The sequence below is a fragment of the Aeromicrobium sp. P5_D10 genome, from assembly GCF_054049535.1.
Genome location: NZ_JBFUME010000002.1, coordinates 422,532 through 435,966 on the forward strand (window position 1 = coordinate 422,532; position 13,435 = coordinate 435,966).

Annotated in this window: 13 protein-coding genes; 3 read left to right on the top strand and 10 right to left on the bottom strand. The window is 66.7% G+C overall.

Annotated features, from left to right (window positions below; all coding sequences use genetic code 11):
• Positions 1 to 975, bottom strand: coding sequence for an FkbM family methyltransferase (locus ACXJKC_RS03695; RefSeq protein WP_456695321.1), 975 nt, complete (start codon positions 973 to 975; stop codon positions 1 to 3).
• Positions 972 to 1,655 (bottom strand): hypothetical protein, encoded by a 684-nt coding sequence (locus ACXJKC_RS03700; RefSeq protein WP_456695322.1) that lies wholly within the window; start codon positions 1,653 to 1,655, stop codon positions 972 to 974. Before ACXJKC_RS03700 ends, ACXJKC_RS03695 begins: the two co-directional genes overlap by 4 nt.
• Positions 1,656 to 1,821: 166 nt before the next feature.
• Between ACXJKC_RS03700 and ACXJKC_RS03705 the strand changes: the two genes are divergently transcribed.
• The 3 genes from ACXJKC_RS03705 to ACXJKC_RS03715 are packed head-to-tail and all read left to right on the top strand — an operon-like array spanning position 1,822 to position 4,820.
• Entirely contained in the window at positions 1,822 to 2,610 is a 789-nt protein-coding gene (locus ACXJKC_RS03705) for a hypothetical protein (RefSeq protein WP_456695323.1), read from the top strand.
• Positions 2,607 to 3,917: an O-antigen ligase family protein gene (locus ACXJKC_RS03710; protein ID WP_456695324.1), complete on the top strand. Its 1,311-nt coding sequence runs from the start codon at positions 2,607 to 2,609 to the stop codon at positions 3,915 to 3,917. Before ACXJKC_RS03705 ends, ACXJKC_RS03710 begins: the two co-directional genes overlap by 4 nt.
• Before the next feature lie 3 nt (positions 3,918 to 3,920).
• The gene (locus tag ACXJKC_RS03715) at positions 3,921 to 4,820 is read left to right on the top strand and encodes a glycosyltransferase family 2 protein (RefSeq protein ID WP_456695325.1); all 900 of its coding nucleotides are present in this window, start codon (positions 3,921 to 3,923) and stop codon (positions 4,818 to 4,820) included.
• A 15-nt stretch (positions 4,821 to 4,835) separates the two neighbouring features.
• On the opposite strand, the gene ACXJKC_RS03720 is transcribed toward ACXJKC_RS03715, so the two are convergent.
• Genes ACXJKC_RS03720 through ACXJKC_RS03755 form a run of 8 tightly spaced genes read right to left on the bottom strand, consistent with a single transcriptional unit; the run spans position 4,836 to position 13,431 of the window.
• Positions 4,836 to 5,885 (bottom strand): glycosyltransferase, encoded by a 1,050-nt coding sequence (locus ACXJKC_RS03720; RefSeq protein ID WP_456695326.1) that lies wholly within the window; start codon positions 5,883 to 5,885, stop codon positions 4,836 to 4,838.
• Complete coding sequence (locus ACXJKC_RS03725; RefSeq protein WP_456695327.1) at positions 5,875 to 7,359, bottom strand: lipopolysaccharide biosynthesis protein; 1,485 nt, start codon at positions 7,357 to 7,359, stop codon at positions 5,875 to 5,877. Before ACXJKC_RS03725 ends, ACXJKC_RS03720 begins: the two co-directional genes overlap by 11 nt.
• Positions 7,356 to 8,411 carry a glycosyltransferase family 2 protein gene (locus ACXJKC_RS03730; protein WP_456695328.1) on the bottom strand — a complete coding sequence of 352 codons (1,056 nt, stop codon included), beginning with the start codon at positions 8,409 to 8,411 and terminating at the stop codon, positions 7,356 to 7,358. The genes ACXJKC_RS03725 and ACXJKC_RS03730 overlap by 4 nt, the downstream gene beginning before the upstream one ends.
• A complete protein-coding gene (locus ACXJKC_RS03735; RefSeq protein ID WP_456695329.1) occupies positions 8,408 to 9,520 on the bottom strand; it encodes a DegT/DnrJ/EryC1/StrS family aminotransferase in 1,113 nt (370 codons plus the stop codon). Before ACXJKC_RS03735 ends, ACXJKC_RS03730 begins: the two co-directional genes overlap by 4 nt.
• Positions 9,517 to 10,188 carry an acetyltransferase gene (locus ACXJKC_RS03740; protein ID WP_456695330.1) on the bottom strand — a complete coding sequence of 224 codons (672 nt, stop codon included), beginning with the start codon at positions 10,186 to 10,188 and terminating at the stop codon, positions 9,517 to 9,519. The genes ACXJKC_RS03735 and ACXJKC_RS03740 overlap by 4 nt, the downstream gene beginning before the upstream one ends.
• A gap of 8 nt (positions 10,189 to 10,196) precedes the next feature.
• Positions 10,197 to 11,384 (bottom strand): DegT/DnrJ/EryC1/StrS family aminotransferase, encoded by a 1,188-nt coding sequence (locus ACXJKC_RS03745; RefSeq protein WP_456695331.1) that lies wholly within the window; start codon positions 11,382 to 11,384, stop codon positions 10,197 to 10,199.
• Positions 11,327 to 12,325, bottom strand: coding sequence for an NAD-dependent epimerase/dehydratase family protein (locus ACXJKC_RS03750; RefSeq protein ID WP_456695332.1), 999 nt, complete (start codon positions 12,323 to 12,325; stop codon positions 11,327 to 11,329). The genes ACXJKC_RS03745 and ACXJKC_RS03750 overlap by 58 nt, the downstream gene beginning before the upstream one ends.
• On the bottom strand, positions 12,322 to 13,431 hold the full coding sequence (locus tag ACXJKC_RS03755) for a Gfo/Idh/MocA family protein (RefSeq protein ID WP_456695333.1): 1,110 nt from the start codon (positions 13,429 to 13,431) through the stop codon (positions 12,322 to 12,324). Before ACXJKC_RS03755 ends, ACXJKC_RS03750 begins: the two co-directional genes overlap by 4 nt.
• Positions 13,432 to 13,435: the final 4 nt, after the last annotated feature.

Below are 13,435 nucleotides of genomic sequence, written 5' to 3' on the forward strand. Positions count from 1 at the left end.
TCAGCGTGCAGTGACCACCTCGACCTGATCGAGGAGGCCTCGTTCGATCCCGTGCCCGCTCACACCGATCAGGTGGCGAGCGGGCCACGGGCGGTCGTGGGAGACATCGTCGAGGTCCTCGACTTCGTACAGCGTGTTGCGCGGTGGGTGAAAGTAGAAGAACCGGTAGCCGAGGGCGGCGATCTTGGGGAACCATGGCACCGATCCCTCGCTGATCAAGATGACGAGCACGTCAGCGCCCTGGCGCGCCAGGAAGGCCGCAGATCCCTCGAGTACTTCGGCCTCGAAGCCGGCGACGTTGATCTTGAGACAGTTCACATGCTCCAGACCGAGGATGTCGACGGTTCCCGACAGCGTCCGCACTGACACCGGTTCGCCGCTGACGGACCCCTGGCCGTGATCGAGCCGGCTGAGGAAGGGATTCTGGAGTGTCGGAAACGTCATCTCGGCATCGCTGTCGGACAGCGCCATGTGTGCGATCGTGACGTGGTCGGCCACGCGATTGCGGCGCAGATTGGCCTTCAACGTCGTGATGTTGTCGCTGCTGGGTTCGAATGCGTGGACGTGAGCGGTCGGCAGCATCGCCGCGAAAACGCTGAACTGGCCGATCGCGGCGCCGACGTCCAGCACGACCCAGTCGGGCCGTGAGACCCTGCGCAAGAAGTCCATCTCGGGATCGATGTAGTCGCCGAAGGCCACCAGGGCCGGGACCAACTGACGGGGATAGCTGAAGCCGAGTACCGGACCGGATCTGAGGTGGACGATGCCTTCGGCAGGGCGACGCAGCAGCAGGCCGGCGAGGCGGAACAGGCCGTTGAGGGCCGCGACCGGCCCGACCACCTTGACCCCCCAACGCAGCTTCGCGGCTGACCTACGCATCTGGTTGAGCATGGGCGCGACCGACTCGGCGATCACGTCCTCGCCCGTGCCAATGAGCCGCACGGTCCCGGCCTCGACGGGCTTCTTGGGGCTCATGCGATCCCTCTCAGCTGATGGATCATGCGGATCTGGCGTCGCTTGCGCGCCAAGGCATTGAGAAGACGGTCTGCCCCGACCGCACCTATCGAGATCAGTCCTGCGCCGAGGAGCAGGGTCGCCGCAGCCGCCTTTTTGCGGTTTCCGTCCAAGCGGAAGACAGTTGCCGAGGCCGGTGCCGACGAAGTCATGACGCGGTTGATCCGGGGAATGTCATCGGCCGCCTGAAGAGCGGCGAGACGCTGCTCGACAGTGCCGACGAGTGAGGCGAGGCGGGTGCGGACCACTGCCTCGCTCGGACCGACGACCTGCACGTCAATGACAGGCCGGCTGAAGTCCGCGGCCCATTGACCGCCGGTGTTCGGCAAGGTGATGGCGTGGCCGTCGCGAACGCCCTCGCCGGCCAGCGTCACGGCCGCGGACGCCGTGGCCGCGGTGTCGATGCCCTTGTTCACCTCGCGCTCGATGAGTCCGGCCATGGCGATGAGGCTCGCGGAGGTCTGTTCGATCACATTGGGATAGCGCGCGCTCTTGGGCGCGAGGAACACGACGTCGACCTGGCTCGAATACACGCTGGGTCGCGAAGTCACGGCGTGGAGCGCGCCCGTGAGCAGCGCGATGCCCAGCACGACGACGTACCACCGTCGCCGCAGGATGCTGCACAGATCACTGGTTGTCATGTCGCCCCTAGATCGCTCGCCTCAGCAGTCTTACAGCGCGCAAGGGCGACCGCCACAGTCTTTTTCGACGTTATTCGACCCGGGTCGGCGATTTTACGGATTTGTGATGGAGACGACTCAGACTGACGTGAAACGGCCCACGGCCGCTCGGGATTGGAAGTGTCATATGTACTTGCGCGATCTTGCAGACAGCTTGCTGAGACGCTGGATCCTCGTCGTCCTGGCCGTGATGATGACCGCGGGGATGTGCTTCCTCGCGGCGAGGTCCATCGCCCCGACATATAAGGCCGAGGCCAGCATGGTCCTTGTGCCGCCCAAGAGCGTGGTCGAGCCGACAGCCAACCGGTTCCTCGGACTCAGCAGTCTGACCCAGGCGGTCGACGTGCTGACCCGGTTGCTCAACGCCGACGAAACCCAGGAACTGGTGCACAAGACGGCAGCTGCCGGCACCTACGAGGCGACGGTCGATGACGCGACCAGCGCGCCGGTACTCGTTGTCACGGCCGAGGCGCCCACTGCGGCCGCGGCCGGGGCCCTGGTCGACGCGGTGCTGAAGCAGACTCCTTCGAGTCTCGCGGCGCTGCAGTCCAAGCTGTCGATCGCTCCGAAGGCCGCGATCACGTCGATTCCGCTCACGCGCGATGCGCCGAAGGCAGATCAGAAGTCCCGGTTGAGGGCCATCGCGGCGCTGGGGGTCATGGGTCTGGCCGGTGGTGCGGTGCTGATCGGGGCGCTCGACGGTCTGCTTTTGGTGCGTGCGAGCAAGAAGGAGCTGCGTCGCCGACGCAATGACGGCGCACCGCCCACTGCGGCTCGCGAGGACGATGACAACTGGCTCGAGAACGAGTTGGCCACGATCTCCAGCGGTGTGCTCGACGCGGGACCCTTGACCAAGAAGACCAAGAAGACGAGGCCGCGCGATCCCGGAGAGCCGTCGTCCCGGAACCGCGAATGAGACGGCACGTCGACGCCGTCCACGTTCTCACGGTCGTCCTGGTCGTCTTGGTGGCGCTGCCGTCCCGTCTGACTTTCTCTCCTCTCGGCGGGGCCGGTGCACCGGCACTTGTCATGGGACTCGGGTGCTTCCTGTGGTGGGCCTATCACCAGGCGCAACGGGTCGAGTCCCGGCCGGTCGGTCTTCAGCCGGTCCGCACTGCGCTGTTCATACTGATGGCCTGCTTCCTGGTCAGCTACGTCGTCGCCATGACGCGGGCGATCGAGGCCGCGGAGTCGAGCACCGCCGATATCGGCATGGTCAGTCTGATCAGCTGGGCCGGGATCCTGCTCCTCGCCAATGACGGCATCCCGTCGCGAGAACGCTACGAGGCACTTGTTCGACGTGTTGTCTTCGCCGGGGGAGCCCTTGCGACGCTGGGCTTGATCCAGTTCGTCACAGGGGCGGCGTGGGTCGACCGCATCAGTATCCCCGGCCTCAGCCTCAACACGACGCTTGTCGGAGTCATCGAGCGAGCCGGCTTCAATCGGCCAGGAGGCACCGCGATCCATCCGATCGAGTTCGGGGCGGTGATCACGATGATCCTGCCGATCGCGATCAACAGTGCGCTGACGGATCCTGTCCGAGGAGCGGTCCGGCGTTGGTACCCGGTGCTGGCGATCGGGCTCGCCGTCGTGCTGTCGATCTCCAGATCGGCCATTGTCAGCGCCGTCGTCGCCCTCACGGTCGTCGCGTTCGCCTGGACCCCGGCAGTGCGCCGCCGGGCGGCGGTGATCGCAACCGGCTTCCTGTGCGTGGTGTTTTTGTCGGTCCCAGGCCTGCTCGGCACCATGACCGGACTGTTCACCGGAATCGGCGATGATTCCAGTGCCCAGTCGCGCACGGGGTCATATGCCATCGCCGCTGAATTCATCGAGCGGAGCCCCCTGTTCGGCCGCGGGTTCTCGACCTTCCTGCCGAAGTACCGGATTCTCGACAACCAGTACCTGGGTCTTGCCATCGAGGTCGGCATCATCGGCTTGCTGGCCGTTGTGGGGTTGTTCGTGGTCGGCGGCCTGTGCGCATGGCGCACCAAGGCCATCGGGCGTGACGAGCGCACACGACAGCTTGGCCAGTCATTCGTGGCAGCGATCTTCGCGTCCGCTGCCGGACTGGCCCTCTACGACGGATTCGGCTTTCCGATGGCCACGGGAATGACGTTCCTGATCTTGGGCCTCGCGGGGGCGGGACTGCGCCTGGCCCGTCTCGAGGCCGCAGCCGTCGAGCGGACGGCAGATGTGTCCAGCCCGACTCGAGTGGGGTGGTGAGACATGCTCCCGGAACTCGGCATCATCGTGGTGACCTACAACAGTTCCGCGGTGATCGGGAAGCTGCTCGACAGTCTCCCTGACGCGTTGGCCGGGGTCGGCGCACACATCGTGGTCGTGGACAACGGATCTGTCGACGACACCTGCGACGTCGTGAAGCAGCGAACCGACGTCGAGCTCGTTCGGGCGGAGAACCGGGGCTATGCCGCGGGCCTCAACCGCGGGGTCCGCGCCCTGACGGGGAATGGGCCGGTCCTGCTGCTGAACCCGGACGTCAGGATGTGCCCGGGGTCGATCCCCGCCCTCCTCGAGGTCTTGCAGCAGCCCCGCACCGCCGCGGTCGTCCCCCGGTTGATCGACGACGTCGGAGAGCTGGCGTTCTCCTTGCGCCGAGAGCCCACCCTCGCCCGGGCTCTGGGTCTCAGCAGGACCGGGCGTGCCGCGCTCAGCGAGGCGGTGGTCCACCGTGCTGCCTACGAGTCGGCCGGTGTGACGGACTGGGCGACGGGGGCCGTGATGCTGCTGTCCCGTGATTGCTATGAGGCCCTGGGCGGGTGGGACGAGTCGTTCTTCCTGTACTCCGAGGAGACGGACTATTGCCTGCGGGCGCGCGATCTCGGCTGGTTCACGCGGTACGAACCGACTGCCGTCGCTGTCCACATCGGCGGACAGTCGGGTCAGTCCGCACGCATCCACGCGATGCAGATCGTCAATCGAGTCCGCTTGTACCGCCGCCGTCACAGCGCGGTCACGTCCGTGCTCTACCTGTTGCTCGCTGTGGCCTGCGAAGCGTCGTGGCTGCTGAGGGGTAGGCGCAGGTCGCTGACGGCGGTCAGGGCGTTGCTCCTACCCCGAACGCGGCCGAATGAGCTGGGTTGTTCGGACCGGCTGCTTCCGGGATGACTGCTGACATACCAGTCAGCTTCGAAGGACGAGGGGCGTGAATATGCGTTCCAGGTCCTGCCGCAAGCCGTCAGAGTGATAGCGATCCAAGATCGCGGCCGATGCCCTACTGCCGGCGGCGGCCAGCTCGGCCGGCGACGTCGTCATCGCGCGCTCGAGCGCCTGAACCAGCTCAGCCGTCGACCGTACCGGCGCGCAGTAGTCGGGGTCGAAGAACTCCTCTCCGCCGCCCCCCGTGTATCCCACGACGTAGCAGCCAGACGCCATCGCTTCGGCAGGAGGAAGGCCGAAGCCGTCACGGTCGCTCAGGCTGAGGAAGACGGCCGTGCGCCGAAGCGTCTCGGCCACTTGCATCTCGGACATCCCGGTCAACGGGACCGGCTCCCAGGTGAGTCCCCGAGCACGAAGCATGTGCAGCACTTGGTTGCGCTCGTGATGTCGTCGGGTCAGGACGTACGAGAACGCCTCGCGGCCCGGCTCCCGGCCAGGGTGGAAGATCGAGCCGTCGACAACCGGCCGGGCGATGCTGATCGGTATGTCCGGGAATGACAGCGACAGCAGCTCGGCACTGTCGTGCGACACCGTCATGATTCCTTCGAGCCGGCCGACGTCCCGGTACGGCGAACCGTTCCCGGTCCGATCGGGGTCCAGCGCATCGAACGTCAGGTAGGCACCCTGGTTGAAGACCAGCACGCGCACTTGCGGATCGATCGAGTGCATCGATGGCGCGTACACCTCGGGGACGACGAGCAGATCGTCCGAGCCGAACCGCAGCGCCTGTGTGTCCAGGACGCGCGTGGAGTTCGGGAACCAAGTGGCACGGAAACCCGGCGTGCCGTGCAGCACCGCGGCTGGTTGTCCGAGTGAGTTCAGGAGGTCGACGTGACGGTAGGCCACGCGCACGCCCCCGTGTGGTGCCACGACATCTGGCACGAGGTAGTAGACGGTCGACGATCCGCGTGCCGGATGCACGTGGATCGGCGGGATGCGACGCCATCGAAGGTCCCGGTAGGCGCGGTAGCGTTCGACCGCACTGCGGGTTGTCGACGGCAGGCTAGACAGCATGCTTTTCCCCGACCCCTACAGGCTCGGCAGGTGCGAGCGCGGCCGCCGGTGGCGAGTCGACGGTGACCAGGTGTCGCATCGTCCGGCCGGCGATCGCAACATAGACCACGGTCATCGCGATCCCGGCGCCGATCAACTGGGCGAATGGGTCATCCACGACCCGGGTCGCCGCGATGCCGACTACCGTCATCGGCAGCGCGGCCATCGTGGGAACTGCGAGTGGCCGAAGCATCTGCGCGCAGCGCACACCGGCGGCTCGCAAAGCGATCAAGAAGGCCGGCAGCACGATGCAGAACGCGACGGCGACGTGTGCCAGCCCGGCTCCCTCGAGGCCGCGGTGGTGGACCGACCAGATCATGATGGGCACGAGTGCTGCGAACCACGCCGCCTGACAGAGCAACAGCATGACGGAGTGTCCACACGCCGTCAGGTACGCGACCCAGACATCGATCAGGATTCGGAGTGCCCCCAGCGGAGCCAGCCACACCAGTGCCGTGGCCGCTGCTGCCCACTGCGAGCCGTACAGGATCGCCACGACAGGGTGCGCCAGCACGCCGAGCCCGACCGAGATGGGCACGGCCACGCCCCACGTCAGTCCGCAGGAGCGCGCCAGCACCGTGCTGCCGTCCTGACCGCCGTTCTGGGCGTTCTCGGCGAATGCGGGCATCGCGACGGCGCGGATCGCCGTGCCCACGACAGAGCTCGGCCATGACGACAGGTTGAACGCGAGAACGTAGAGCCCCAGCAGGGCGGCGCCCCCCATGCGACCGACGACGACGTTGTCCACGTTCAGCAATCCGAGGGACAACAGGCCTGCCAGCGAGAGTGGCAGGCCGAAGCGGAGCCCGGTGAGGGCGATCGAGCGGTCCCAACCGAGTTTCGGCCGGGTTCGCGTCATGGAGAACATCAGGACGACGACCGCTGCCTGCGACACCAACCGGCCGATCGCGATCGACATCGCGCCCGTCCCCGCGACCGCCAGACCGATCGACAATCCGGTTGAGAGCCCGAAGGCGACCAGCTCGATCTTGAACAGCTCTTTTTGGCGGAGATCCCGCTGCAGGCGCGAGAACGGGACGACCCCGATCCCGGCCAGGATCAGGGTCAGCGCCATCACCTGGATCACGGGCGAGGCCTGGGGCGTCGCGAAGAAGCCGGCGATCGCCGGCGCGGCGAGCAGCACCGCGACGGTCAGCAGCCCGGACGAGATAAGTGACAGTGTCGCGATGGTCGGGCCTCGGCGGTCGATGTCACCGTGACGTACCAGATCGGCCGCCAGGCCCAATTCGCTGAGTGTGATGAGCGCGGTCTGCACCGTCAGCGCAATGGCGAAGACGCCGAACGCCTCAGGATCGAGAAGACGAGCGAGCGCGACTCCGGTGACGAGGGTGCCGACCCGCAGCGTCAGATTGTTGAGCGCGCTCCACATAATGCCCGTTCGTACCCGGGCGCCCAGGGTGGACGGCTCGCTCATATCCCGTACCTGCGCCACAGGCGCCACCTGAGATGTGCCTCGACCCGGCGGGGAAAGGCTGCGGACGGGTGCTCCATGGCAGCGTCCACGATCCCCGACACCCGATGGACGGCCGATCCGGCGATCATCGCCTGGGTCTGGTCGGCGAAGTCGTCGAAGGCGGCCGCCGCCTGGTCAGAGCCGCCGCGATGCTCCGCGAGTGCGAGACGTCGAGCCCGTCGGACGAGCGACCGCTGGGCCGCCGCCTTGAGCTCGGGCCGCAGATCGGTGCCGTCGGGGGCTTCGCCGAACAGGATCTGCACCACTTCGCGTTGCTCGGTGAGGTCGCGGAGCATCCCCGCGTACTCCGTGAGGTGCATGTTCGCGCCGTGTACGCGGTACAGCGCCTGCGCGGCGTTGTTGACCCGGCCCACGCCCCACCTGGCCGCTGTCTGGTACCAAAGCAGCATGTCCGCGGCGTGCGGAAGGCGGGCGTCGTAACCACCGACGTCAGCCCAGGCCGAGGCGCGCATCACGGCAGTCGGCGTGTAGACCGGGTTCCTCGCGCGGCGCAGTCGCGGGGGCAGCCACTCGCCCGGCTCCCAAAGCGACCAGCTGCGGGCCTGCGTGTCCCGCGTTCCGATGGCGTCGGTCGAGGACGCGGCATCCGTGAAGGAAGGAGCATGGCCGTAGACCAGACCGATCCGGGGATCCGACTCCAGCAATGCCGCGGCCCGCGCCAGCGAGCCCGGCACCAGCATGTCGTCGGCCGAAAGGAGGACGACATGGTCCCCGCTCACCTTGGCCAAGCCGTCGTTGTACGTCGCGATGTGCCCGCGGTTGGTCTCGTGCACCATGACCTCGACGCGACTGTCCTCGGCCGCGAGACGGTCGGCGACGGCGGCACTGCCATCGGTCGACGCATCGTCGACGATGAGGACATCGACATCGACGCCGTCCTGATCGAGCGCCGACGAAACCGCCGCAGGCAGGAACGCGCCGTAGTTGTAACAGGGCACGACAACCGAGACGCGCGGTCGGCCGGTCAGCGGAACCGGACGGCGCAGTCTCATGCCGACCTGCGCAGTGCCGCTTCGAGACTGGCCGCGACTTTCGCCTGCTGCTCGGCCGTGAGGTGCGGGAACATCGGGAGCGAGAGGATCTGCTGGGACGCGAGCTCCGCGACCGGATAGGTCCCACGCCGATGGCCCAGATGCGCGTAGGCGCGGGTGAGATGCAGGGGCGTCGGGTAGTGGATCCCTACGCCGATGCCGTCGTGCGCGAGTGCGGCGAGTACCCGGTCCCGATCGGCGGTCCGGACGACATAGAGATGCCAAACGTCGATGTTGCCCTCGGCGGACCGTGGGAGCTGCAGATCGGTCAGAGCTCCCAAGAGATCCTCGTAGCGGGCCGCTGCCTCCCGCCGGAGCTCGTTCCATTTCTCCAGGCGGGAGAGCTTGGCTCGCAGATAGACGGCCTGGATGGTGTCGAGCCGCGAGTTCATCCCGACGACGTCGTGCACGTACTTGCTCGGCGATCCATGCGCCCCGAGCACCCGCACGGTCTCGGCGATCTGCGGGTCGTTGGTCGTCACCGCTCCGGCGTCCCCGGCGGCACCCAGGTTCTTGCCGGGATAGAAGCTCGTGGCCGCCACAGCACCGAGGGAAGCGGCCGGTCGGCCGAAGCGGAGCGCTCCCTGTGACTGGGCGGAGTCCTCGACGATGGGGATCCCGGTGTCGCCGACGGCCTGTTGGATCTGCTCGACGAATGCGGTCTGACCGAAGAGGTGGACCGGGACGATGGCCTGGGTACGTGGGGTGATCGCGCCGCTGACCTGGTCGGGATCGATGAGCAGGTACTCATCGTCGACGTCGACAAGAACCGGCCGTGCGCCGATGCGCGATACTGCCTCGGCAGTGGCGATGAAGGTGTTGGCAGGCAGGATGACCTCTCCACCGGGCGTGACGCCGACCGCGCGCAGCGCGAGTTCGAGCGCGTCGGTCCCGTTGCCGGCACCGACGCAGTGGGCCGAGCCGACGTAGGCCGCATACTCCCGTTCGAACTCGTCGACCTCGCGGCCCCCCACGAACGCCGTGCGTGCGAAAACGTCGGCGATGCCGATACCGACCTCGTCGGCGACCTCCAGATGCTGCGCTGCCAGATCTACCAACGGAATCGTCATGAGACCCCCTCGGCCGCACTCACGAGGTGAATCGGCGCGCGGTCGAGTCGCCGGGCGGGCACGCCGGCCCACGTCTCGCCGTCCGGGAGGTCGGTCAGCAATGAGGCACCCATTCCGAGGGTGCTGTCGTCCCCGACGCGTAGGTTCTGGCGCACGCTCGCATTGGTGCCGAGGTAGGCGCCGGACCCGACGGTGACGCCGCCGGCCAGGCTCACGCCGGCACACAAGGTGGCGAAGTCGCCGACGACGTTGTCGTGGGTCACCGTGACGTTGGGCATCGCGACCACGTGGCGTCCGATGTGTGCATCCGCGGTGACTGCCACCTGCGCGAGAAGCACCGAGCCGACGCCGACGAAGCACGACGGCGGAATGTGCACGGACGGATGGACGACCGTGCCGTACCGACAGATGCCGACGTCATGCGCTGTGAGTTGTTCGACGATCTGGCGCCGGGTCTGGCCCCGACCGACGCAGATGACGATATAGGAGCTGTGATCCCAGTAGAGCTGGTCTATGCCACCGAGAACCGGCAGGCCGGCGATCGACGTGCCATGAAGTGTCACGTCGTCGTCGACGATGCCGAGGATCCGATATCGGTTGCCGGCATCGACGGCTTCGACGACTTCACGGGCCAGACCGCCGGCCCCGACGAGGATCAGGTTGTCCATGGTTCAGCTCACTTTCCTGTCATCAGCGCATCGGTGACCCGTGCCTGCTCGGACTCGGACATCTGGTGGAACAACGGGAGTATCAACGTGCGGTCGCTGAGCCGTTCGGAGACGGCCAACGGTCCGCGCGTACCGAGGTGGCCGGCGTGGGCAGGTTGGCGGTGCGACGTCATGATTCCTCGCCGCGCTGAGATGTCGAGCGAGGCCAGATGCGTCAGCAGACCGTCACGATCCACCGGGTACGGCGGGGTGACCTCGATCCAGTACGACTGGAAGTTCGTGGTGCCCCACTCCGGATCCGCGACGGCTCTCAGACCTTCGATAGCGTCGATGTGCTTGGTGTAGACGGCTGCGAGTTGACGCCGGCGGGCCACGACTTCGGGAAGCTTCTGCAACTGAACCAGACCGACGGCCGCCTGCAGATCCGTCATGCGGTAGTTGAACCCGATCTCGGGATACTCCTCGGCAGGCGCCAGGACGCTTCCGTGTCGCTCGGCTGCCGAGACGCTCATCGAGTGCTCGCGTAGCCGGCGGGCGCGTGCTGCCCAGTCGGGGCGGGACGTCGTGATCATTCCGCCCTCGCCGGTCGTCAGAATCTTGCGGGGGTGGAAGGACCAGGCGGCGATCTCGGCGAGGGACCCGACGGGGCGGCCGAGGTAGGTCGATCCGGCACCACAGGCGGCGTCTTCGATGATGACGATTCCGCGTGGATCGCAGAGCACGCGCAATTCGGCAAGATCCACCGGCACCCCCCCTTGGTCGACCGCGATCACGGCGCGGGTCCGGTCGGTCAGTACTGCCTGGACCGTTGCGGCCGTGATGTTGCCGCTGGTCGAGTCGACGTCGGCGAACACCGGAGTCGCGCCGACGTAGGTGGGTGCATTGGCCGTCGCGATGAAGGAGAACGAGGGAACGATGACTTCATCGCCGGGGCCGACTCCGGCGACCAGGAGGGCCAGATGGAGTGCAGCGGTGCAGCTGGACACCGCAACCGCGTGATTGGCCTGTTGGGACTCCGCGAATGCGGTCTCGAATTCGTTGACCCGCGGTCCCTGGGCGATCCAGCCGGAGGAGATGACGGCAGTCAGGGCATCGACCTCTTCTTCGCCCAGCCAGGGCTGCATGACGTTGATACGGCTCATCGTGCGGCGTCCCGACCAGAACCGACCGAGATCTCTGCGCGCAGTGGTTGCCACCAGTTCACGAGATCGGCCAGACCGGCTTCGAGATCCACCTGGGTCGTGAAGCCCAAGTCCCGGCGCGCCGCCGAGACGTCGGCAAGACGACGCGAGACGCCGTTCACGGCACGTTCGGGGCCGTGAACGATGGGCGCGCTCGACCCCATGACCTTGAGCAGCGCCTGTGCGAGATCGAGGAGGCTGGTCTCGGTCCCGCTGGCGATGTTGTAGACGCCTTCCGTGACGTCGCTCTGGGCAGCGAGGATATTGGCCCGCGCGATATCGGTCGTGTAGGCGAAATCCATGGTCTGTCGCCCGTCGCCGAAGATCGAGATGGCATCGCCGTCGGCGATACGTTCCATCCACCGGACCAGGACTTCGGTGTACAGGCCGTGCACGTCCATGCGGGGTCCGTAGACATTGAAGTAGCGCAGCAACACGTAGTCGAGGCCGTACATGGCCCGGAAGCTGCGGAGCATCCCCTCGTTGAAGGATTTGGCGGCCCCGTAGAACGTGTCGTTGTTGTGGTGATGATGCCGTTCTGTGGTGGGGAACTCCTCGGCCATGCCGTACACCGACGCCGACGAGGCCGACACGACCTTGTTGACGTTCGCATGTGCTGCGGCCTCGAAGACGTTGAACGTCCCGTCGACCAGAACCTCCAGGGCCAGCCGTGGCTCTTCAGCGCACTGCGTGATCCGGATCGCCGCCTGGTGGTAGACCACGTCTTTGCCGAGCGTCATGTCGTGGACGAGATCGCGATCGCGGATGTCGCCGTCGACCAGGGTGACCCGGCCGCTGGCAAGAGCGTCGTCGAGGTTGTCCAAGCGTCCCCGCACCAGATTGTCGAGCACATCGATGTGTCCGGCTCCGGCCTCCAGCACTTGGTCGACGATCGTGGACCCGATCGTGCCGGCACCGCCGGTCACCAGCACGTGTGCTCCCTCGAGTGAAGTCATGCTGCGGTTTCCTTCCTGCGGTTGATACCGGGTACGACCGGTTCACGGTGGGAGTCGATCAGTGCCCCGTGATCGTTCAGACTCTGCGCGGCGGCCTCGAGGACGGACAGCACCCGGAGCCCGGAGACGCCATCGGTGCGAGACGCCCGGCCCTCACGAATGCACGAGGCGAATTCGGTGACCATCTGGCCCAAGGCCTCATGGTGGGGGAGGGCGGGGGCCCAGGTGTCGCCGAGTCGGTACGAGATCGTGGACTCCGATCGGTTCGCGCCCTCCGTGGACTGACCTGCGAGATCGACTCCGCGGTCGTAGACGCTCAACGGCTGCTGCGGGTTGAGGTCGTCCCAGACCAAGGTGCGTTTGGTTCCGCCGATGACCATCTGGCGGATCTTGGTCGGGCTGAGCCAGTTGACGTGGATATGCGCCAGTGCGCCGTTGCCGAAGGGCAGCGTCAGGTAGCCGACGCATGGCCGCCCGGCTCCGAGCGGATCGGCTCCCTGCGCCGAGACCCCGGTCGGACGAAGGCCCCCGGGCAGGATGAAGTCGAGGATCGAAAGATCGTGTGGTGCCAGGTCCCAGAACACGTCCACATCAGGCTGGATCAGTCCGAGGTTGATGCGCACCGAATCGATGAACAAGACGTCGCCGAGCAGGCCGTCGGCGATGAGTTCACGGATTTTCAGGACGGCCGGGGTGTAGCAGTACGTGTGGTCAGCCATCAGTACGAGGCCATTGCGGCGGGCGGTCTGCACCATCTTCAGGCCATGTGTGTAGCTGTCTGCCAGGGGCTTCTCGACCAGGACGTGTTTGCCCGCCGCCAAGGCGGGCAGCGCCATGGTCTGGTGGGTCCGCGCGGGTGTCGCGATCGCGACGGCGTCGACGTCGTCGCGGGCGAGCACGGTGTCAAGCGATGTCGTGACATCGACGCCGTCCCCGGCGACCCGCCGGGCACGGTCCAGGTCGAGATCGCACACGGCGCGAACGACCCAATCATCGCTCGACCGGAAATTCCGGACCAGATTCGGTCCCCAGTAGCCGGCGCCGATGACGGCTACCCCGAGCTCTTTTCCAGGTATCACGTTGTCCTCCAGTTGAAAGCCGTGCATTGAA

What these genes read in the sequence shown, in the direction of transcription:
- ACXJKC_RS03695 (WP_456695321.1), bottom strand. Translation starts at nt 975, where the DNA reads ATGAGCCCCAAGAAGCCCGTCGAGGCCGGGACCGTGCGGCTCATTGGC.
- ACXJKC_RS03700 (WP_456695322.1), bottom strand. Translation starts at nt 1,655, where the DNA reads ATGACAACCAGTGATCTGTGCAGCATCCTGCGGCGACGGTGGTACGTC.
- ACXJKC_RS03705 (WP_456695323.1), top strand. Translation starts at nt 1,822, where the DNA reads ATGTACTTGCGCGATCTTGCAGACAGCTTGCTGAGACGCTGGATCCTC.
- ACXJKC_RS03710 (WP_456695324.1), top strand. Translation starts at nt 2,607, where the DNA reads ATGAGACGGCACGTCGACGCCGTCCACGTTCTCACGGTCGTCCTGGTC.
- ACXJKC_RS03715 (WP_456695325.1), top strand. Translation starts at nt 3,921, where the DNA reads ATGCTCCCGGAACTCGGCATCATCGTGGTGACCTACAACAGTTCCGCG.
- ACXJKC_RS03720 (WP_456695326.1), bottom strand. Translation starts at nt 5,885, where the DNA reads ATGCTGTCTAGCCTGCCGTCGACAACCCGCAGTGCGGTCGAACGCTAC.
- ACXJKC_RS03725 (WP_456695327.1), bottom strand. Translation starts at nt 7,359, where the DNA reads ATGAGCGAGCCGTCCACCCTGGGCGCCCGGGTACGAACGGGCATTATG.
- ACXJKC_RS03730 (WP_456695328.1), bottom strand. Translation starts at nt 8,411, where the DNA reads ATGAGACTGCGCCGTCCGGTTCCGCTGACCGGCCGACCGCGCGTCTCG.
- ACXJKC_RS03735 (WP_456695329.1), bottom strand. Translation starts at nt 9,520, where the DNA reads ATGACGATTCCGTTGGTAGATCTGGCAGCGCAGCATCTGGAGGTCGCC.
- ACXJKC_RS03740 (WP_456695330.1), bottom strand. Translation starts at nt 10,188, where the DNA reads ATGGACAACCTGATCCTCGTCGGGGCCGGCGGTCTGGCCCGTGAAGTC.
- ACXJKC_RS03750 (WP_456695332.1), bottom strand. Translation starts at nt 12,325, where the DNA reads ATGACTTCACTCGAGGGAGCACACGTGCTGGTGACCGGCGGTGCCGGC.
- ACXJKC_RS03755 (WP_456695333.1), bottom strand. Translation starts at nt 13,431, where the DNA reads ATGCACGGCTTTCAACTGGAGGACAACGTGATACCTGGAAAAGAGCTC.